Here is a 21,085-nt window from a genome sequence, read left to right on the forward strand (position 1 = left end):
AAACTCGACGCCTTAGTTCCGCGCCGCGCCCATCCCGGCGGAAACCGTGGCCAACGCGCGCAAAGCGCGGTCCGCTTGGGCAACAAACGGATTCGCCTTGTCCCAGACATATCCCGCCAACACGGAGCACACTTTCGGCATCATGTCGGGATTACGTTGCGCCGCGAACAAAATTTCCGGCAGCCGCCCGTCATACCACGCGTCAATATACGCCCGGAAGGTGTCCACGCCTTGCATGATGAAGTCCGCGTAATCGCGCTGCCAGTCCACCGCCTCCCCGCGTAATTGTCGCGCGACCACCTGCGCGGCGCGCAACCCGGATTCCATCGCCAGGGTCACTCCGGAACTGAACACGGGATCGAGGAACTCCGTGGCGTTTCCCGCCAGCGCGTAACGCGGTCCAAACAACTGCTTGATGGAAATCGAGAACCCCTTGATGCGGTGCGGCGGAAAAACAATTTGCATGTTCGCCAGACGTTTTGCGCCATTCGGCTCGCTGTTGACGATCGCGCGCAGTTGCGTCTCCGCATCGCCGGGGTAGCGCGCGTAAAATTCCGGTTCCGCCACCACTCCGATGCTGGTGCGCCCGTTGGAGAATGGAATGATCCACAACCACGCGCCCTCCGGGTGCATGCACACCCAGATTTTTCCCTCGTCCCGACCGCGCGGACGGAGATCCCCCGTCACGTGCGTGAATAACGATTCCCGCACCGGATAATGTGAGGGCGCTTCGAGATCGAGCATGCGTGGCAGCACCCGACCGTAACCGCTGCAATCCAGCACAAACTGCGCAATCACGCGGAGGGTTTCGCTATCGGGCTGTTTGATCTCGGCCTCGACCTGCGCCTCGCTGAAGCGCACCTGCTTCACCTCATGCTCGTAGCGGATGTCCACACCTCGGGACGCGACCGTGTCCGCAATGACCTGGTCAAACTCCGCCCGCGGCGCGTGGAAAGTGTATTTCCAACCGTCCCCCGCCTGATGTTCAAAATCGAAATCGCAGATTTGATCCCCTTGGCGAAAGACCGCGCCCGTTTTATGAATGAAACCACAGGCTTCCACGGGCGCAAGAAAATCCATTTCCTTCAGCAGGTCCATCGTGCGCGGCAACAGACTTTCACCGATCACGAACCGTGGGAATTTCAATTTTTCGACCACGAGCGTCCGCACGCCTTCCCGCTGTAAACTAGCCGCCGCCGTTGCTCCCGCCGGCCCGGCGCCGATGATTAACACATCCGTTTTTATGGTTTTCATTTCGTTGTCCTTAGTGGTTAAAAATTCGCTTTCAGTATTTTGCGACGACGCTAAGCGAGCGACGTTGCTCCCATGCCATCAATCGCGCAAACACTCCCGTTGCGCCGATTCGGACTGCAACAACTCCGCCACCCGCGCAATATCACCGGTCAACGGCCGGTCGCATTTCATTTCCGCCGAAACGCCCCGCACCAGGTCATACAATTTCCGGTAATCGCCGCCCAGCGTCTGCTCCCGACCCCGCGCGTCGGCGGCCTGCGCCAAAGCGAGCGCTTCAATCGCCAGGAGCTTCCACACCAACGGCAGCGCCCGGCGCGTTTTTTTGGCCGCGATGCAACCCATGCTGACCACATCCTGATTGTTGGCGTTGGTGGGTATCGTCTGAATGGACGCGGGCGTTCCCAGCAAACGCGCCTCCGCCGCCAGCGAGGTCGCCAACAACTGCACACCGCCGAAACCCGTGTTCAATCCGGGCGCCCCCGCCGCCAGCAACGGCGGCAACCCGCGGCTATAACGCCAGTTCACCAAACGCTCGATCTGCCGGTCCGCCAACAGCGCCAGCTTGATCAGACCGAGACACAAATAATCGCTCACCATGGCGATTTGTTGACCGTAAAAATTCCCGCAGTGAATGACCATGCCCGTGTCCGGAAAAATCAGCGGATTATCCGTGCTGGCATTCAACTCGCGCGTCACCACTTGTTCGACGTGCCACAACGCTTCCTGATAGGCGCCAAGAATCTGCGGCGTGCAACGCAACGAATACGGGTCCTGAATTTCCGTGCCCGGATCCACCGGCTTCGCTTGCGTGCCCCACTGGTGCTCGTCAATGCGCCGTGCGTATTCCGGATGCGTCCGCAACGCGTTGGTAATGCGTTGCGCCACCAATGCTTGTCCGCGAAAGCCGCGCGCGCGTTGCGCCTGCTGGCACAACACTTCCGGCTCGCCGTTCAACACCTGAAATAAACACGCCGTCAACAGTTCCGCCCAGCGCAATGCGCGATCCGCTTCATGCGTGGCCAGCGCCGCCAGCCCGGTCATCACGGACGTGCCGTTCACCAGCGCCAGACCTTCCTTGGCCTGCAACACCACCGGCTTTAATCCCACGCGCTGCAACGCTTCGATGGCGGGCAATCGCGTTCCGTCCACCCAGGCGTAACCGAATCCAACCAGCAACCCGGCCATGTGCGCCAACGGCACCAAATCTCCGCTCGCACCCACGGAACCTTCACTCGGAATCTCCGGTAAAACGCCGCGATTCAACGCCGCCAACAGCAGTTCAATCAGTTCTTCTCGAATCCCGGAATAGCCCCGCGCCAGCGCGTTGGCGCGCGCCACCATGATCGCGCGAGTTTCCACCGTGGAAAACAAGTCTCCCTGCCCTACCGTCAGGTGATGCAGCAGATTGACCTGATGCTGCGCCAGGTCGGCATCCGACACGCGAAAGCCGCTTAACGGTCCAAAACCGGTGTTGATGCCATAAACGGCGCGCGGTTCCGCCGCCAGTTTTTCCACCAATTGCCGGCTGCGCTGAACTCCCGATCGTGCTTCCGCCGCCAGCGCGCAGGGAGCGGCCTGCGTTGCGATCTGCCAGGTGTCAAGAATTGATAAATTATGCCCGTTGATTGGAATCATGCGCGACAAACCAGCCGGCATTTAATCCCAAACAACCCGGCGAAGCAAGCGATACACCGAAAGCGGGTGTGTTTCCCCCCAGACATTAGCGTTTGCTTTGGGGGTTGCACTGGCGGGTGAAGTTTTTGGAAGCAAGATTGAACCAATCGGCGGCGGGAGGGTTTCTTCTCCATGCCCTGCTATCGCCAACGATCACCTAAACTTCGCTTCCAATTCGTCCCGGCCCAGCGGCAGTCCCCCCTGGGCGGGCTGCCGGCCCTTGAAGCGCTGGCCCAACGGTTTGATCTCTGGAACCAGGTCCGCCGTCTGCCCGGCCTGGACCCGCGCACCCGCCGCTCCCACGGTTACAGCCCCGAACTGATCGTCGCGCAAACCAGCAGAGGCAACGTACACAGGCAGGCGATGAGGCAAATCTCTTTCATATATGGCCAACTACTGGGCCACGGATTACTGCAAAGTGCGTCGGTTAACAACTCGTTTTACCAAAAAAACCAAAGGAGTGCGACGTTTCCGGTCGCAGTGTTTGACGCAATGTCAAACCATCTCCACGAGACGGACAAAGAAATGATTGGCAAGGTAATGGGAATTTGGGGGAGCGCTGCCGTCCTCGGCGGTGGTCGTTCGCGGCCTCGTGGACGATATTCGCACCGTCTCCAAATGATTGCAGAATGTATCCATGCGCTTGTGCTGTCGCCGTGCCGAAAGGTAAAACCGGGTTGCGCTGGTTGGCAGATTTTATTTCCACCACCATGTGAAGAGCGGCGCGAGGATCAGCGCCGGGAAGTAGTCGGCCAAAGGCGCGCGACGAATTTCAAAAATCACCACGCCGACGACGCAAACGATGAGGCCGCCGACCGCGTTCACGGAGTTCAACAACTCATGCGCGCGCAGCCAGGGTTGTAGATAAATGCTCGTCGCCATGGTGATGGTGCCGAAAAACACAAAAACCGGCACCGCCGAAACCATGGCGCTGCTGCCAAACATCATCACGAAACCCATCGTCGCCAAGCCATCCATGAGCGCTTTGACGGCCAGCGGATAAAAATAGCCCGGTTCGCCGGCAACGATCGGCAGCGCGTCTTGAATCGCACCCAGCACCCCCAACGGGGCCGCGCAAAATAAAATGGTGCAGGCATTCATGCCGTGGCTGAAGCGATGTCGCGGATCCGAGCGGGTGGCTTCAATCAGCTTTTTAGCCAGTTGCCCGAGTTGGTTCAGGCCCGCTTGCGCGCGCAGCAATCTTCCCAGCAGACTCCCCAGCATCAGCGCCAGAAACGCAATGCCGATTTGTTTGATCATCTGGCCGAAACTGCCATCGAGACTGAGCCAGGTGAGGCGCAGACCGAAGAACATGGCGCCCATTCCCAACGTCACCTTGAAGAACATCTGGACCGAGAGCGGCAGCGGCTTTCGGTAAATCAGCCCGCAAAGGCCGCCCAGAATGATGGCGCTCGCGTTCAAAATGGTTCCAATCACGCGCAGACTGAAACATTTAAGCGCCGAATCGAGAAGCTAAAAATTTTGTCGCGCCGAGGATTTCTCCCCCCGTATTTCATTGCATCCGGGTTTGCACCGCGCGCGACTTTCCGCAATACTCGGCCTCCATGAGCAATTCACCTCGGGCGACCATGACTCCCTGGTATCGCGGGTTGACGGGTTATCACTGGTTCGTTTTCGCCGTGGCCAGCGCCGCCTGGTTTTTCGACTGCCTGGATCAGCGCTTGTTTTCGCTGGCGCGGATTCCAGCGCTCAAATCGTTGATGGTGGACGCGCAACCGGGCGCCATTCAGGCCGCCGGGAAAGAGGTCACGGCCATCTTTCTTATCGGCTGGGGCATTGGCGGACTCGTCTTTGGCGCGTTGGGCGATCGGTTTGGTCGCGCCAAAATGCTGACTTCCACCGTTCTGCTCTATTCCGTTTGCACGGGACTCACTTTTTTCAGCCGCACCTGGATTGATTTTGCGCTGCTGCGCATGATGACCGGCCTGGGCGTGGGCGGGGTGTTTGGTCTGGCGGTGGCGTTGGTGGCGGAAACGGTACCCGACCATTCCCGCACGGGGGCGCTGGGCATGTTGCAAGTGTTGTCGGCGGGCGGAAACATTTCCGCCGGGTTGATCAAGATGCTGATTGATCATTTGGAGACGGTGGGCACCATCACCGCCGGCGCGGGCTGGCGCTGGGCGTTTCTGGTGGGCGTATTGCCCGCGTTGCTGGTGGTGTTGATTCAACGCTATCTCAAGGAGACGGACCCCTGGTTAAAACTCAAAGCCGCGGGCCGATTGCCCACCGGCAGTTTCTTCGCGCCGTACCTCGGATTATTGCGCGAGAAACGCTGGCGTAAAAATCTCTTTGCGGGCGCCCTCATCGCTTCCACCGGCGTGGTGGCTTATTGGGGCATTGGCGAATACGGCGTGGATTTGCAACGCAATGTTTTCCAAACCTATTATCAAAACCTGGGCCTGTCTCCGCAGGAAATTCAAGCGCGTCTCAGTCACGCCATCAATGTTTCCTACATGCTTTCCATGCTGGGGGCGGCCATCGGCATGTGGATCTTTACGAAAGCCGCTCAGCACCTCGGGCGGCGTCCGGCTTTCGCCCTGGGCTTCAGTCTCGCCATGGTGGTGACGGTGATGGTGTACTGGAAAATGAAGTCGCCCGCGGACGGTTATTGGATGTTGCCGTTGATGACCAGTTGCCAATCGGCGATGTTCGCCGGCTTCGCCATCTATCTGCCTGAACTGTTCCCGAGCCGACTGCGTAGCACTGGAACGTCCTTCTGCTATAATCTCGGTCGCTTTGCCGCGGCGATTGGCAGTTTCTTTTCCGCCACCCTGGCCACGCAGGTGTACGGCAAGTTCGGTTCGCCCCTGACGGAGCGTTACTCGGCCATGACCATGTGCGCCATCTTCCTGTTTGGTCTGCTCGTTCTGCCGTTCGCGCCGGAAACCAAGGGCAAGCCGCTGCCGGAAGATTGACGGATCGTTACATGGTTGAATCGTTAAATCGCAGCCGCGTACGTCGGCGCTGATCACTCATTTACAATCTCCAACCACTTTTTTCTTTCGGGTGTTTTGTGGTCAAGAAATCCGTGTCCATCTGTGGACATCCGTAGTTTAATTTTCTCCCATGCAACGCTGCGCCTGGCCCAAGACGGAACTCGACATCGCTTACCACGACCACGAATGGGGGGTGCCCGTCCATGACGACCGCCGGCTGTTCGAGTTGCTGATTCTCGAAGGTGCGCAGGCGGGATTGAGTTGGACCACCATTTTGAAGAAACGCGAAAATTACCGGCGCGCGTTCGACCATTTTGCGGCGCGTAAGATTGCGAAGTACGACGCGACCAAGGTGAAATCATTGCTGGCCGATTCGGGCATCGTGCGCAACCGCTTGAAAATTGCGGCCACGATCCAAAACGCGAAAGCCTTTCTCGCCGTGCAAAAGGAATTCGGCAGCTTTGACGCCTACCTCTGGCGATTCGTGGGCGGCAAACCGATTCAGAATCGTCGCCGCTCGCTTCAGGACATCCCGCCCCGCACTGCCGAATCCGACGCTTTGAGCCAAGACCTGTTGCAACGCGGCTTCAAATTTGTCGGCTCGACGATTTGCTACGCCTACATGCAAGCCATCGGCATGGTGAACGATCACACAACGGATTGTTTTCGACACCGGGAATGTCGGTGATCGGGATCAAAACATCCACTGACTAAAGTTCGCCGGTTTTGTGGCGTGATGGATCGCTGCTCCGCGTGGAGCGTTACACGCGGAGGAAAATTTTGCGCTGGTAGAGGAAGCGTACGATCCAGAACGCAATGAGCAATCCGCCCAGTGAAATCATCAAGTCGCCAAACCCCTTGGTGACGCGCGCGTCGAGCCAGACCTTGACATCTCCCCCGAGCACTCGGGTGGACAAGCGGCTGAAGGACCCGCCGAGGAAATTTTTAATGAGATAAATCGTGATGGCGTTCATGCCCATCCAGACGAACGGCTGACACCATTTCTGAAATTTCCAAACGTCCACAATCAGATAAAACGCACCCAGCAGCAGGGCCGAATAGCCGCCCGCCACCAGCACGAACGACGAGGTCCAGATTTTTTTGATGACGGGGAATTGCAATCCCCACAACCAGCCGAGGGTCACGCACGCCACGCCGCCGCCGAACAGGCAAAGCAGTTTGCGGCGGTCCGGCAAGGTCTGGTGGCGCAGGATCAAGCCCGCAAAAATTCCCAGCAACGCGGTGGCCACGGCCGGCAACGTGCTCAAAATACCTTCCGGATCCCAAAACGAATCCCACCGGCGCCCCGGCAGATATTTGAAGTCAACATGGTTCGCCAGGTTGTAACCCTCGTCGAATTTACCGGTGACGCGCTGGGTCGTTTCGTCATACATCCGTTCGGCCGCCAGCCAGGCGGGATTGTTCTTGGTGGCGGATGGATTGGCCGCGCCCGAACCGATTTTGCGGAACAGTTCAGCACTGGCGGCGTCGCCCGCCTGTTCGGCCCGGGTGATGAGGGCCGATTTTTCCAACTGAATGTCGCGGATCGGCACGAACGTCAGCAACGCCCAATAGCCCACCAGGATGCCCGCGCAGACGCCGACCAATACGCGCGGTTTCAAATAGATGAACAGCAAACCGGCGAAGGTGTAGGCGAGCGCGATGCGATTCAACACTCCCATCAACCGGATGTCCGGCCACGGATTCGTGACGCCGCCCGAGTAGAAAATACCGATCAAGAACAGCAGCACGCCGCGTTTCAACACGCGCCACAAAGCGCGGCCCCGACCGGATTCATTGGTGATTTTGCTGAGCGAAAAAACAATGGCCGCGCCGACCATGAAGACGAACAGTGGAAAGATCAAATCGTAGAAATGAAATCCTGCCCAGTCCGCGTGGTCCAACTGGTTTGCGAGGAATTTCGTCGCAGGATTTCCGCTCATGCGATTGAGCGCATAGACCAGGGAATCGGCGCCAATGATCCAGAACATGTCGAAGCCGCGCAGGGCGTCGAGCGACATGAGCCGGGTGGATTTGGTTGGAGGAACGGGAGTATCAGTCATAGAATCCAGGTGAAAAGAATGACGGCCACGAGTGCCAATCCCACCAGCCACCAGACCCAGTGGAGGCCGCGTGGTTTGGGTGAGCGCGGGCCGAATTCGCGCTGCACAAATTCGTCGTAATTGAAGTCTTCATCGGGCAGGCCCAGATCAGCGGCGGTGGCGTATTCCGCCGCCTCAGCCCAGCCGGTCTCCGCGTCCGCTCCGCAATGAGGACAGGCCCTGGCCTGGGGTGGCACAGGCGTTCCGCAATGGGGACAAACTTCCGGCGCTTTCATCAATCTCGGAGCAGAAAGTGTGGGCGCGAGGCTGTCAGTTCAAGCCTGATTTCCAATCCGGATTTTCCAATCCAGGAATTATTGCGCCTCTGGCAACATTGCGCTGGCCGCCCCGCTCCCCGAATCTGCCGGGCTGGTTTTTCCCGGTTTGCTTTTTCGCAGGGGATTGAGCAAAGTTTCGACGCTTGATTGAACTTCTCATTTTAGCGGGCTTGGGTGGTTTGGCTGCCGGGACGATTCACGTCTGGAGCGGTCCGGATCATCTCGCGGCGATTGGCCCGCTGGCAATTCAGCGGCCCAAGCAAGCTTGGTGGCCGGGGATTCGCTGGGGGTTGGGACACTCGGCGGGCGTCACCGTGATCGGGCTGTTGTCACTCTGGCTGCGCGATCTCATTCCCGTGGAACTGCTGTCCACCTGGGGCGAACGGATGGTCGGCGTGCTGTTGATCGGAATTGGATTTTGGGCGTTGCGGCTGGCGCTGAAAAATAATCTTCACACTCACGAGCACGAGCATGACGGAGAGCGGCACGTGCATATCCACACGCACGCTCCGGGGGAAACCCACTCCGCTCCCGCGCCTCACTATCATTCTCACGCGGCCTTTGGCATCGGCACGCTGCACGGGCTGGCGGGCAGTTCACATTTTCTCGGAGTGCTGCCGGCGCTCGCTTTTGAAACCAAACCGCAAGCGATCACTTACCTGGTTGGCTTTGCCGCGGGCACCGTGCTGGCCATGGCTTTGTTTTCCTGGGGCGTGGGTTGGATTACGACCCGGTTCGGCGCGACCGCCTTGAAAGTTTATCGCGGCTTGATGGGCACGGCGGCGGTGGCGGCTTTGGGAGTGGGTATTTTCTGGTTGGCCACCAGTTGGGGTTGACGCTGCGGACCACCGCTCGCGCCGGTTTCTTGCCGACGAAATTTTGATTCAACCAATTCGTTGCTTGACGGAAGTGGGAGCGTGAGTTCAGAGTCGCATGACCCGAAATCAGGCGGGCGAAGATCATGAAACGGCACGCGCTACGCAATTCTGATTCCCGGCTCGGCTTTACCCTGATCGAGTTGCTCGTGGTCATTGCCATCATCGCCCTACTTGCCGCCATGCTGCTGCCCACGCTGGCCCGAGGCAAAGCCGCCGCGAAATCCGCCGCGTGTAAAAGTAACCTGCGGCAGTTAGGAATAGCACTGACCCTGTACGTGGGCGATTATGACAAGTATCCGGGGAATGGAATAGTGGTATTTCCCGGGGCAACATCGGAAGATTCTGGGGGTTCGTCTGTTATGTTTTCGAGGAGCGGGATGAGTTGGCTAAAACCATACCTCGCGGAAAAATATGACATAAACTCCCTTTACAATGTTACCCTAGGAGCGATGACCGTACTTCATTGTCCAGCGGAAAAGCCCATACCTCCGAGTCCGTCTGGGGGGCTTCCCGGCGCGACACTTCCCGATTCTGACTATGGATATAATGAACTCGGCACGGCTTGGAGGAATAGTTTTCACGGACTGGGGCTAGGATTCACGATTCAGTTTAGCGGCTTTGATGAAGCGGGGCGACTGTCAGGCGAGCAAAGCTATATTAAAGCTGGTGATGTCAAGAATGCTAGCGACCTCATAGCGATCGGTGACGGTAATTCTTGGCTTGCTCCCGAGTATCCCTATCCGTTGGGACCTTTAGAGGATCGGCCGCACGCCGGGTCGGTTTTTCTTCCTCACGATGGCCGAGCAAACATGGTGTTTTGTGACGGCCATGTGGAACAGGCGAAAGGCGAGGAATGGACAAAAGCGACTGATTCGGCCCGCAAGCGGTGGAACATTGACAACGAGCCACACCCCGAGACGTGGTGACCCAGATCTGATCAATTCGACTCAGTGGATACCGAAGGAGTGTACGCCGTTTGTGATCTGGGGTTTTCAAATATTACCCGCGATGGCAACAATAGCATTACCGTATCTCTCAGTTGTCTCAGGAGGGTCACCGTGCTGCCATCAACGGGATTAGGGCATTTTAAGTATTCCTATAGCCGCCGACACGGCGCAGCGGCCTTCCAACCTCAGGCCAAGCGTTGGGGTCAAACGGGCGGCCGCCCTTGGTTCGAAACGAGCACCGGCGCGACCGCGTCTTGGACTGCGGCAGTCCGCTGCCGCTGTGGAATCATCGGCCCGCGACCGGAAAGCGGCAGAAGACTGCCGCAGTCCAAAACCTCGCGGACAGAGGCGCCATTCCCCATCCGGACCCCACCTTCATGGGGTTACACTCGCTCGGCGCCACGGCTACAACTTTAATTAAACCGCTATAGTGTCATAAAGCCGTAAGTACATCGGTCTCATTGGCTGATTACATTGTTAGCTTGAATTGGCCGACCTTGATTCATCTTGCCAGTCCCGCGTGTTTTTTCCATGCTCGGACATGGCTGCGCCCTCGCGAAACCTCGACTCCCAATTCTATCAAAACGCGGATGATTTCTTTCAATCGCAATGTCACGCGGGATTGACCTTTGACGATCTGACTCTGGCGACTTTGTATTCGGAAATTTTGCCCCGGGATACCGATCTCAAAACGCAACTGGCGGAATCGCTCCAGTTGAACGTGCCCATCATCTCGGCGGATATGGACACCGTCACCGAGTCGCGCATGGCCACGGCGATGGCCTTGAATGGCGGCATGGGCCTCATTCATTACAACATGTCGGAACGTCAGCAGCTCTCGGAGGTCAGCCGGGTAAAGTATCACGTGCCGGGCATGATTCCCGATCCCATCAAAGTGGCGCCGGATCAACTCGTCGGCGACGTGGTGCAAATGGTGGACGAACGCAAGTTCAGTTTCAGCACCTTTCCGGTGGTGAATGAAAAGGGGGTGTTGGTCGGTTTGCTGTCAGGACATGTGGTCAAACCGCGTTACGCGAAACGCACGGTGGCCGAGGCGATGACGCCGCGGGCGCAGGTGCAGACGATCAACAAAAAGGAGCTGGGCAAAGACCCGATCGCGCGAGCGGACAAGTTTTTTACGGAACGACCGGGCATGCACAAATTGCTCGTGGTGGACGACAACGATCAGTTGCACGGTTTGTTCACGATGAACGACATCGAGCGGATCACTCAGGAAAAGAAGGCGCAATTTCGACCGGCGCGGGATGCGCAGTTCCGGCTGGTCTGCGGCGCGGCGGTGAGCGCCACGCGCAATGCGTTTGGCGAGTTGGATCGCGATCGCATCGTGGCGCACGTGGGGGCGCTGGTGGAACGCGGCGTGGATGCGGTGGCGGTTTCCACGGCGCACGGTCACAGCAAAGGGGTGGGGGATACCGTGAAGTTGCTGCGTTCGGAGTTCAAGCATTTGGCCATCATCGCGGGCAACGTCACCAGCGGGGCCGCGGTGGAATATCTGGCCGAGTGCGGCGCGAACGCGATCAAGATTGGTCAGGGACCCGGCTCAATTTGCACCACGCGCATTGTTGCCGGAGTTGGGATTCCGCAGATGACCGCGCTTTACGTGGCTTCGCGCGCGGCAGCCCGGAAGGGTGTGGCGATTCTGGCCGATGGCGGCATCACCAAGAGCGGCGATCTGGTAAAGGCGTTGACGCTGGCCGACGCGGTGATTTGCGGCGGTATTTTGGCGGGTTGCCGCGAAGCGCCGGGCGAAGTCATGGAGATCAGCGGCAAAATTTACAAGCAGTATCGCGGCATGGGCAGTCTGGCCGCGATGCGCGCCGGTTCGGCGGCGCGTTATGGTCACGACAAGAACCCCACCCAAAAAGTCGCGGCGGAAGGGATTGAGGCTTTGAAAGAAGTGGTGGGGTCAGTGGAACGGGTGTTGAGCCAGCTTGTCGGCGGTATTCAATCGGGTATGGGCTATCTCGGCGCGGCGACCTTGCCGCAGCTCCGGGCCAAGGCCCGCTACATTCGCGTCAGTCCTGCCGGCATGAAGGAAGCCGTGCCGCATGACGTAGTGGAATTGAAGACGGGGAATTGACGGGCCGCGAGCGGTCCCCCCGCTCGCAGCGCTCCGCAAGGTCGAAGACTTGGAATTGCTCGAACGCGTCTCTCATCATCCATGCGCTGCGGATGGAGACCATCCGCGCTCCGGTATCCTCTCGGGTCGCGAGCGGTCCCCCGCTCGCAGCGTTCCGCAAGGTCGAAGACTTGGAATTGCTCGAACGCGTCTCTCATCATTCGTGCGCTGCGGATGGGGACCATCCGCGCTCCGGTATCCTCTCGGGCCGCGAGCGGTCTCCGCTCGCAGCGTTCCGCAAGGTTCGAAGATTTGGAATTACTCGGGCGCGTCTCTCATCATTCACGCGCTGCGGATGGGGCCCATTCGCGCTCCGGTATCTTCTCGGGCCGCGAGCGGTCTCCCCTCGCAGCGCTTCGAAAAAGCTGCGCATCAGCCTTGCCTCGCGAAGTGTTTCCCGGCTCAATTATCGCCATGTCTCAGCCACCCAAATTGCGCTCCGACGGTCCTCCGCATAATCCGGGCGTGCGGGAATTGATTGCTGGTAAGCGACGATGGGCCGCCCCGCAGGCGAAGCAACAAGACGTCGCCAAGCTTGGTTTTCCGGGCTGGCATGAGCGTGGTTATCTGCCGCACCGCGACGAGCCGAGATTGACTCAATTCGTCACGTTTCATCTGAATGATTCTTATCCCGCCACGTTGCGGGTCGAATGGGAGGCTCTGTTGAAAGTGGAGGATAATCTGGAAAGACACCATCAATTGGAAGCCTACCTCGACAAGGGGCGGGGTATTTGTCATCTGCGCGACCCGAGGATCGCCGGTCTCGTGGATACGGCTTTCCAGTTTTATCATCGGCGATACTTTGACTTACGTGCCTGGGTAATCATGCCCAACCACGTCCACCTCCTGTTCGGGATGGACGTAATTCCGTTGGGTCGGATTATCAAGCAACTCAAACAATACACGGCGCGGGAAGCTAACAAGCTGTTGAGACGGTGCGGCCAATTCTGGGCGGAAGATGCGTGGGACACGTATATGCGTGATGCGGCGCACGAGTTGAAAACTCGGAAATACATCGAGAATAATCCGGTGAAAGCCGGGTTGGTGAAAACTGCCAAAGACTAGCCGTGGAACAGTGCCCGGTTTCGCGATGAAAATGGAGTGCTGCGTCTCTGGCGGGCCGCGAGCGGTCCCCCGCTCGCAGCGCTCCGCAAGGTCGAAGATTTGGAATTACTCGGGCCGTCTCTCATCATTCATGCGCTGCGGATGGGGACCATCCGCGCTCCGGTATCCTCTCGGGCCGCGAGCGGTCTCGGCTCACAGCATTCCGCAAGGCCGAAGATTTGGAATTACTCGGACGCACCTCTTGCCATTCACGCGCTGCGGATGGGGACCATCCGCGCTCCGGTATTCCCTCGGGCCGCGAGCGGTTTCGGCTCGCAGCGCTCCGCAAGGCCGGAGACTTGGAATTGCTCGAACGCGTCTCTCATCATCCACGCGCTGCGGATGGCGACCATCCGCGCTCCGGTATCTTCTCGGGCCGCGAGTGGTTTCGGCTCGCAGCGCTTCGCAAGGCCGAAGACTTGGAATTGCTCGAACGCGTCTCTCATCATCCATGCGCTGCGGATGAGGGACCATCCGCGCTCCACAACCGTGCCACAACTGTGCGCTGCGCTTGCCACGGTAACCAAGGCGCGCCAGTTTCCCCGATTGTGGGACTTGCTTTGGTTGAGCCTGTTTCTAATCCTATCGCATGAAATTTTGTTTCCTGTTGGCCGCTGTTTTATTGAGCGTGCTGTTGTTCGGCTGCGTCACTACGAAAACCAAGGTTCAATATCCAACGACTGCCATCACAAATCAGGTGGATGTGTATCACGGCGTTGCGGTCAAAGATCCGTATCGCTGGCTGGAGGATGATAATTCCGCCGCGACGAAAGCATGGGTCGAGGCGCAGAACCGGGTCACGTTTGATTATCTCGGCCAGATTCCACAGCGCGCGGCGATCAAGGCGCGATTGACCGAGCTGTGGAACTTCGAGCGTTACGGCACACCGTTCAGGGAAGGCGGACGTTATTTCTATTACAAGAACGACGGCCTGCAAAATCAAAGTGTGCTCTACACGTTGCCCACGCTGCAAGCCGAGCCGACCGTTCTGCTCGATCCGAACAAGCTCTCGACCGATGGCACGGTGGCGCTGGGCGGTATTGCCATCAGCGAGGATGGCAATCGCATGGCGTACGGATTATCCACGGCGGGATCGGACTGGCAGGAATGGCGCGTGCGCGACGTGCGGACGGCAACGGATTTGCCGGACGTGATCAAGTGGGTGAAATTCTCCGGCGCCTCGTGGACCAAAGATGGGAACGGCTTTTATTACTCGCGTTATGATGAGCCGACCGAAGCCGCGAAGCTCACGAAGGCGAATTATTTTCACAAACTTTATTTCCATCGCCTCGGCACGGCGCAGAGCGAGGACAAGCTGATTTATCATCGCCCCGATCAGAAGGAGTGGAATTTTGGCGGCGACGTCACGAAAGACGGGCGTTATCTCGTCATCACTTCCAGTCAGGGCACGGACCCGAAGAATCGCGTGTTGTATCAGGATTTGCAGACACCGGACGCGCCGGTGGTTGAGCTGTTAATGGAGTTCGATGCCGATTACTCGTTTATTGATAACGACGGACCGGTGTTCTGGTTCAAGACGGATCTCCACGCGCCGCGCCATCGGGTCATCGGTATTGATACCCGGAATCCGGCGCGCGCGAACTGGAAGGAAATCATTCCGCAAGCCGCCGAAACGCTCACGGGCGTGAGCGTGCTCAATCATCAGTTTGTATGCACCTATCTCAAGGACGCGCGCAGTCAGGTGAAGGTGTTCGGGCTGGATGGCAAATTCGTGCGCGAGATCGCATTACCGGGCATTGGCTCGGTCGGCGGGTTTGCCGGGAAACGTCAGGATACGGAGACGTTTTATTCGTTTACCAGTTTCACCACGCCGGGCGTAATTTACCGGCTAAATTTAGTTACCGGGCAAAGCATGAAATTTCGCGCGCCGCAGTTGAAGTTCAATCCGGGGGATTACGAGACCAAGCAGGTGTTTTATGCCAGCAAGGACGGAACAAAAGTGCCGATGTTCATCACGCACAAAAAGGGGCTGAAACTGGATGGCAAAAACCCCACGCTGTTGTACGGCTACGGCGGATTCAACATCAGCCTCACGCCATCGTTCTCCGTGGCGAACCTGGAATGGATGGAGATGGGCGGCGTGTATGCGATGCCGAACTTACGCGGTGGCGGCGAGTACGGCGAGGCGTGGCATCAGGCGGGCACGAAGTTGCGGAAACAAAATGTATTCGACGACTTCATCGCGGCGGCGGAATGGTTGATCGCCAACGGCTACACGAATCCGAAGAAGCTGGCGATTGCGGGCGGCAGCAACGGCGGTCTGCTGGTTGGCGCTTGTTTGACGCAACGTCCGGATTTGTTTGGCGCGTGTCTGCCGGCGGTAGGTGTGATGGACATGCTGCGCTTCCAAAAATTCACCATCGGCTGGGCGTGGACGAGCGATTATGGTTCATCGGACAACGCGGAGGAGTTTTCCGCGCTCTACAAGTATTCGCCGTTGCACAACCTCAAGCCGGGCACGAAATATCCAGCCACTCTGATTACGACGGCCGATCATGATGATCGCGTGGTGCCGGCGCATAGTTTCAAATTTGCGGCCACGTTGCAGGCCGCGCAAGCGGGGTCGGCGCCGACGTTGATTCGCATTGAAACGAAGGCCGGTCACGGCGCGGGCAAGCCGACCAGCAAAATCATTGAGGAAGCGGCGGACAAATGGGCGTTTCTGGTGAAGGCGTTGGAGATGAAACCAGTGCTCGGCGGCAAGTGATGTAGCGTGTGTTGCGTTCGGAGCGCAGCCGGATTGATGAAACTGTGGCCGCGCAAGTGCAGACGGTTGGGTTCGGAGTGCGGGCGGTCTCCGCCCGCAGCGTTCCGCAAGGTCGAAGACTTGGAATTGCTCGAACGCGTCTCTCATCATTCATGCGCTGCGGATGGGGACCATCCGCGCTCCGGTATCCTCTCGGACCGCGAGCCGTCCCGGCTCGCAGCGTTCCGCAAGGTCGAAGACTTGGAATTGCTCGAACGCGTCTCTCATCATTCATGCGCTGCGGATGGGGACCATCCGCGCTCCGGCATCCCCTCGGGCCGCGAGCGGTACCCCGCTCGCAGCGCTTCGCAAGGTCGAAGACTTGGAATTGCTCGAACGCGTCTCTCATCATTCGTGCGCTGCGGATGGGGACCATCCGCGCTCCGGCATGGATTCGACGCTTGCTGCCGAATCGAAGTTTGCGCCGCCTTACTTGGGCGGCTACAGTCCGGCGCGTCGGTCGTTTCAAGCCTGATTGGAACATGAAATCATTCAAACACTTATTGTGCTGCCTGGCGGTTGTGTCAGCCGCTCATTCTGCTTCGGCTCAAGTTCCGGAAAATCTCGTCGTCGAAGGCGTGCCGCCGCATCCGGAGGAGTTGAAAGCGGCAGCAGGGCGGTATCTGGAATTTCGCGCGGCAGGTTTTACTGGTTGGCATCCGACCAAGCGCGAGATGCTCATCAGCACGCGCTTCGCGGATACGCCGCAATTGCACGAAGTGCGCCAACCGGGCGGGAGTCGCCAGCAACTCACTTTCTCCGCCGAACCGGTGCGCGGCGGCGTCTGGCAGCCCAAACACGGTCGCTACATTGTCTTTGGGCAGGATCGGGGCGGCGGCGAGTTCTACCAGTATTACCGGTTGGATCCGGACACCGGCAACATCACGTTGCTGACCGATGGTCAATCGCGCAACGGCGGTGGACGGTTTTCTCACGACGGCGAATGGTTCGCTTACACTTCAACGCGGCGGACGGGGCGCGATAACGACGTCTGGCTCATCAATCCCGCGCGCCCCGAGACCGACCGGTTGCTGAGTGAACTTTCCGGTGGCGGTTGGCAGGTGAGTGATTGGTCGCACGATGGCAACCAACTTCTGTTGCAGGAATATATTTCGATCAATCACAGCCGGTTGTATCGCCTGGATCTCAATAGTGGAGCGAAGACCTTGATCACGCCCGATGGAGCGACGCCCGTAGCTTATGGTAACGCGCGTTTCGCCCGGGATGGGAAAGCCATTTATTGCACGACGGATCGGGGCGCGGAATTCGAGCGCTTGGTTCGATTGGATTTGGTCACGGGGACCATCACGGTTCTGACCACGGACATTCCCTGGAACGTCACCGAGTTCGAGGTGTCGCCGGACGGCAAAACCATTGCGTTCATCACGAACGAAGCGGGCATCGGTCGGTTGCGGCTGATCAAGGTTCCGTCCGGAAAGCGCTCGCAGCTCGTCCCGTTGCCGCTGGGGGTTCCTTCAGGGGTGAAATGGCATGAGAACGGGCGTGAGCTGGCCTTCAGTTTCAACACCGCGCAATCACCGACAGACGCTTATGCCTACGACGTGAAAAAGCGGCGGTTGGAACGGTGGACGCAAAGTGAAACCGGGGGATTGAACCCGGCCCATTTTCGCGAGCCGGAATTGATTCGCGTCAAGAGTTTTGATGGCCTGGAAATCTCGGGATTTTTATATCGTCCAGACGATCAAAAGTTTCCTGGCCGCCGACCGATCATTGTGAACATCCACGGCGGGCCGGAAAGTCAGTCGCGCCCGATTTTTCAAGCGCGCAACAATTTTTACCTGAACGAGCTGGGCGTGGCGATCTTGTTTCCGAACGTGCGCGGCTCAAGCGGTTACGGCAAAACTTTCCTGACGCTGGACAACGGGTTCAAACGGGAGGATTCGGTCAAGGATATCGGCGCGTTCTTGGATTGGATCGCCACAGACGAGTCGTTGGATGCCGGGCGGATCGCGGTGATGGGGGGCAGCTACGGTGGTTACATGACGCTGGCGAGCTTGGTGCATTTTAGTGATCGTTTGCGTTGCGGCGTGGACGTCGTGGGCATTTCCAGTTTTATCACGTTTTTGAAGAACACCCAGGATTACCGGCGTGATTTGCGCCGGGTCGAATATGGCGACGAGCGTGATCCCGCCATGGCCGAATTTTTCCAACGCATTTCGCCGCTGACCAACGTGGACAAAATCCGCAAGCCGCTGTTCGTTGTTCAAGGACAGAATGATCCGCGGGTGCCCGTCACCGAGGCCGAGCAGATGGTCCGAGCGCTGCGCGATCAAGGTGGCGTCACCTGGTATTTGATGGCTAGGGATGAAGGCCACGGTTTCGCCAAAAAGAAGAACGCTGATTTTCAGTTTGTCAGCATGATCCAGTTTCTACAGGAATATCTACTGCGATGAACATCCAGCTTCGGCGCGGCGCGTCCGTTTGGTTGCGGGAAGGCAAATTCCTCGTTGGCGCCTTATTCCTGCTCGGGCTTGGGAGCTTCAACGCGAAGGCGGAAGCCTGGCGGGAGGCATTGCGGCAAATGCCTTTGATTTCGGGGCCCGTGGTTTTGGATCAATCCAATTGTGCGCCGGTGATTTTGAACAGCTTTTGCTCCAACGCGACCGTCAAAGCGCTGATTTTCATGCCGGGAGCGACGGATGAATTGTATTTTTTCAAACGCATTAAAGTCGCCGTGACCAATGCCCAGCCCAGTGTGTTGGACGCAATGGCGGCGTTGACCAACCAATCACCGCTCCGGGTCACGTTTCAATCACCGTTTGTGTTGTTGTATTCGGGTGAGGACGTCTTGCCGTTGGATTACACCATCAAACATGAGCGCACGCAAAAGAAGTTGATGCGCGCCAAGCCTCTGGCGCACGTGGAGTCACTGGATCGGGATTGGTCGCACTTGTTGCGCCTGATTAAAAATCAGGTTCCTGCGGTGTTGATTCCTTACGAGGGCACGATCGGGTCGTGGCATTTCTATCGGCACACGTTCGCGGGCTGGAATCTGACACCGTGGGAAGTGCTGGAAGCGGCGGCGCTGGCGGGCAAGACCAAGTTCACCGTGGTCCGCAACGGCGTCGTGTTTGAGGTGGACCCGCGGATGGGTGAACTGCCGGATTTGAATCGGACCCCCGGGCCGTGACCGGGATTTTCCCGGGGAAAATTCTTTTGGCGCAGAGACAACGAAGACAAGTTTTTGTCCGCGAACGGGACAAGCAAACCGTGGTCAAATCGAATTTCCCGCGAGTGCTGGTGCTGGTATATGGATTGCTTTTTGAGCGGCATGAAAATGCGAAGCGCAACTCTCTCCGAGCTGGTTTCGCGTTTCTTTCCGGTTACGCCTCAGCGCGTAAACGAAAGCCCCATCATAGTTCCGCTAGTTACGTATCGGGCGCACGCCTGATATTCTTCTCTACTGGGTTTGGTTTCTGGGGGCTGGCTCGCACCAGCCCCCAGTTTTTTCGTCCACCGATTAAAAATCGTGGGTCAGAATGGCTTCCGCGCGACGACAAAGTTCGCGTCCGTAATCCGTCCAGATGCCTTGTCCCCAGTAGCGGTAGCAACTGGTTTGCGAGCAGAGCAGGTAGAACAGCGCGTTGCGATAGCGGTGCTCACGGGGAGAAATTTTTGCCTGTAAAACTTTCTCGTTGAACAGCGAGCTGACCTTCTCCATCGGGCCGAGAACATTTTCATAACCGCGCACCCAGGAAATGTCGTTCGTCCAACTGCCGCCCTCCATGTTGAAATGGTGATCCTCCTGTTTCAATTGCGCGATGACTGCCGCGAGTTTTTGGACTCCCGCTCCGGGCGAAAAGCGCTCCCAGATTCGTTTTTGGTGAATCGGTTGCAGCGGAGGAAAATCCGTGGCTTTCAGGCCGAGCGCGTAAAGCTGATCCAGATATTCCGACACGTTCAACAACGGCGTGGCCGAGCCGCTCGCTTCACGCACCACTTCCATGAATTTCGGCGGAAACTCATTCATCATCACGCCGCCGTTTTCGCCGTCGGCAATTTGCGTCACCAGCGGGGGCACGGATTTTCCGGCCAGTTGCCAGCGCGACAAACCTTTGGCTTCGTAATAGGGCTGCATTTGGGCCACGAGTTTCGTGTCGCTGCCCTGGGTTTTGATGATGGCGATGATGCTGGCCTCGTCGCCATTTGCGTTCCGGCAGATCAACCGATGGGGTAAATGCTTCTGCTCCGGGCCGCTGCCGGTGGCGGGCTGCTCCACGGTATGTTCCTGCACCAACACCCATTCGTAACCGCAATCCTTCAAAGTTTTGACGAATTCATACGCAACATCCGGATGATTCGGCAGCGCCATTTCGGCGGGTGAAAAACCGCGAATGCGTTGGAGGGCCTCCAAGCCAAAGATGGCCGCGAAGTGATGTTGAAACGCTTTCACATGCAGACGAAAATCCTGGACCGGTGTGGAAGGCGCCACCGCGTGTCCCCAGGCCATTCCCAACCATTCCACCGCCGACTGATAGGCAGGTTCACAAGTGATGCGCTTGAGCTGGTCAAACACGTCGTGCAGCCCCATCTGCCGCAGGCCATGAAACAGAGTGCCGGAGTATTCGAGCATGACCCGGGGTTGTTTACCTTCGGCCACGAGCTGCGGAATGAACTCGCCCATGCGCTTGTAACACCAATGGAACACCGTGGCGTTGTGGTTATCCCCGATGTTGGGGTGGTCCATCATGTATTTCAGGTTGCTGATGACTTCCGCGGTTTGCAGATTGGCGCCGCCGGCGGGAATGAGCGGTTGGTGCATATGCAGCGCAATGGCGCACGCGCTGTTGAGGTTGCTGAAATCAATGCCCCCGCGCGGCGCGGCGTGGTGGCGGTCGCGCAGTTTTTTTTCGACAATGGCTTCGTTGCCACAAAGGTTGGGAAGGCTCTCAATGTATTCCGGGAAAGCGTTAGCACTCATAAATCGCGACGTGATGCTCCGGCAGACGGAGCGCGGAGTCAA

General features: G+C 58.1%; 16 protein-coding genes. 9 read left to right on the forward strand and 7 right to left on the reverse strand.

The features are described 5' to 3' along the window. Window positions 1-12 precede the first annotated feature (12 nt). From M9920_10510 to M9920_10525, 4 genes are all read right to left on the reverse strand, one after another. The gene (locus M9920_10510; protein MCO5052724.1) at window positions 13-1,254 is read right to left on the reverse strand and encodes an FAD-dependent monooxygenase; all 1,242 of its coding nucleotides are present in this window, start codon (window positions 1,252-1,254) and stop codon (window positions 13-15) included. Window positions 1,255-1,332: 78 nt separating this feature from the next. Further along, a complete protein-coding gene (locus M9920_10515; GenBank protein ID MCO5052725.1) occupies window positions 1,333-2,889 on the reverse strand; it encodes an aromatic amino acid ammonia-lyase in 1,557 nt (518 codons plus the stop codon). Between the two features lie 192 nt (window positions 2,890-3,081). Continuing rightward, window positions 3,082-3,300, reverse strand: coding sequence for a hypothetical protein (locus M9920_10520; GenBank protein MCO5052726.1), 219 nt, complete (start codon window positions 3,298-3,300; stop codon window positions 3,082-3,084). 324 nt (window positions 3,301-3,624) lie between these two features. Next, entirely contained in the window at window positions 3,625-4,365 is a 741-nt protein-coding gene (locus tag M9920_10525; GenBank protein ID MCO5052727.1) for a DUF554 domain-containing protein, read from the reverse strand. A 128-nt stretch (window positions 4,366-4,493) separates the two neighbouring features. Here M9920_10525 and M9920_10530 point away from each other — a divergent pair, with 128 nt between their 5' ends. Both M9920_10530 and M9920_10535 read left to right on the forward strand, forming a co-directional pair. Further along, window positions 4,494-5,864: an MFS transporter gene (locus tag M9920_10530; GenBank protein MCO5052728.1), complete on the forward strand. Its 1,371-nt coding sequence runs from the start codon at window positions 4,494-4,496 to the stop codon at window positions 5,862-5,864. A gap of 151 nt (window positions 5,865-6,015) precedes the next feature. Continuing rightward, window positions 6,016-6,573, forward strand: a complete 558-nt coding sequence (locus M9920_10535; GenBank protein ID MCO5052729.1) for a DNA-3-methyladenine glycosylase I — start codon at window positions 6,016-6,018, stop codon at window positions 6,571-6,573. A 73-nt stretch (window positions 6,574-6,646) separates the two neighbouring features. Here M9920_10535 and M9920_10540 read toward each other — a convergent pair whose 3' ends face one another. Both M9920_10540 and M9920_10545 read right to left on the reverse strand, forming a co-directional pair. Beyond that, window positions 6,647-7,948: a DUF5009 domain-containing protein gene (locus tag M9920_10540; GenBank protein ID MCO5052730.1), complete on the reverse strand. Its 1,302-nt coding sequence runs from the start codon at window positions 7,946-7,948 to the stop codon at window positions 6,647-6,649. Then, the gene (locus M9920_10545; protein ID MCO5052731.1) at window positions 7,945-8,223 is read right to left on the reverse strand and encodes a zinc-ribbon domain-containing protein; all 279 of its coding nucleotides are present in this window, start codon (window positions 8,221-8,223) and stop codon (window positions 7,945-7,947) included. Before M9920_10545 ends, M9920_10540 begins: the two co-directional genes overlap by 4 nt. A 185-nt stretch (window positions 8,224-8,408) precedes the next feature. Here M9920_10545 and M9920_10550 point away from each other — a divergent pair, with 185 nt between their 5' ends. From M9920_10550 to M9920_10580, 7 genes are all read left to right on the forward strand, one after another. After that, window positions 8,409-9,101, forward strand: a complete 693-nt coding sequence (locus tag M9920_10550; protein MCO5052732.1) for a sulfite exporter TauE/SafE family protein — start codon at window positions 8,409-8,411, stop codon at window positions 9,099-9,101. 125 nt (window positions 9,102-9,226) lie between these two features. Beyond that, window positions 9,227-10,069 (forward strand): DUF1559 domain-containing protein, encoded by an 843-nt coding sequence (locus tag M9920_10555; GenBank protein ID MCO5052733.1) that lies wholly within the window; start codon window positions 9,227-9,229, stop codon window positions 10,067-10,069. A 562-nt stretch (window positions 10,070-10,631) separates the two neighbouring features. Further along, a complete protein-coding gene (locus M9920_10560) occupies window positions 10,632-12,191 on the forward strand; it encodes an IMP dehydrogenase (protein ID MCO5052734.1) in 1,560 nt (519 codons plus the stop codon). A 453-nt stretch (window positions 12,192-12,644) separates the two neighbouring features. Further along, window positions 12,645-13,295: a transposase gene (locus M9920_10565; protein ID MCO5052735.1), complete on the forward strand. Its 651-nt coding sequence runs from the start codon at window positions 12,645-12,647 to the stop codon at window positions 13,293-13,295. Window positions 13,296-13,923: 628 nt separating this feature from the next. After that, window positions 13,924-16,062: a prolyl oligopeptidase family serine peptidase gene (locus tag M9920_10570; GenBank protein MCO5052736.1), complete on the forward strand. Its 2,139-nt coding sequence runs from the start codon at window positions 13,924-13,926 to the stop codon at window positions 16,060-16,062. Window positions 16,063-16,583: 521 nt separating this feature from the next. Further along, the gene (locus M9920_10575) at window positions 16,584-18,515 is read left to right on the forward strand and encodes a prolyl oligopeptidase family serine peptidase (protein MCO5052737.1); all 1,932 of its coding nucleotides are present in this window, start codon (window positions 16,584-16,586) and stop codon (window positions 18,513-18,515) included. Continuing rightward, window positions 18,512-19,252, forward strand: coding sequence for a hypothetical protein (locus M9920_10580; protein ID MCO5052738.1), 741 nt, complete (start codon window positions 18,512-18,514; stop codon window positions 19,250-19,252). Before M9920_10575 ends, M9920_10580 begins: the two co-directional genes overlap by 4 nt. Before the next feature lie 330 nt (window positions 19,253-19,582). Here the strand turns inward: M9920_10580 and M9920_10585 are convergent, their stop codons facing one another. Continuing rightward, entirely contained in the window at window positions 19,583-21,043 is a 1,461-nt protein-coding gene (locus M9920_10585; GenBank protein ID MCO5052739.1) for a glycosyl hydrolase family 57, read from the reverse strand. Between the last annotated feature and the right edge of the window lie 42 nt (window positions 21,044-21,085).

The organism is Verrucomicrobiia bacterium (genome assembly GCA_023953615.1).
In the GTDB taxonomy this organism is placed as follows: domain Bacteria; phylum Verrucomicrobiota; class Verrucomicrobiia; order Limisphaerales; family JADLHS01; genus JADLHS01.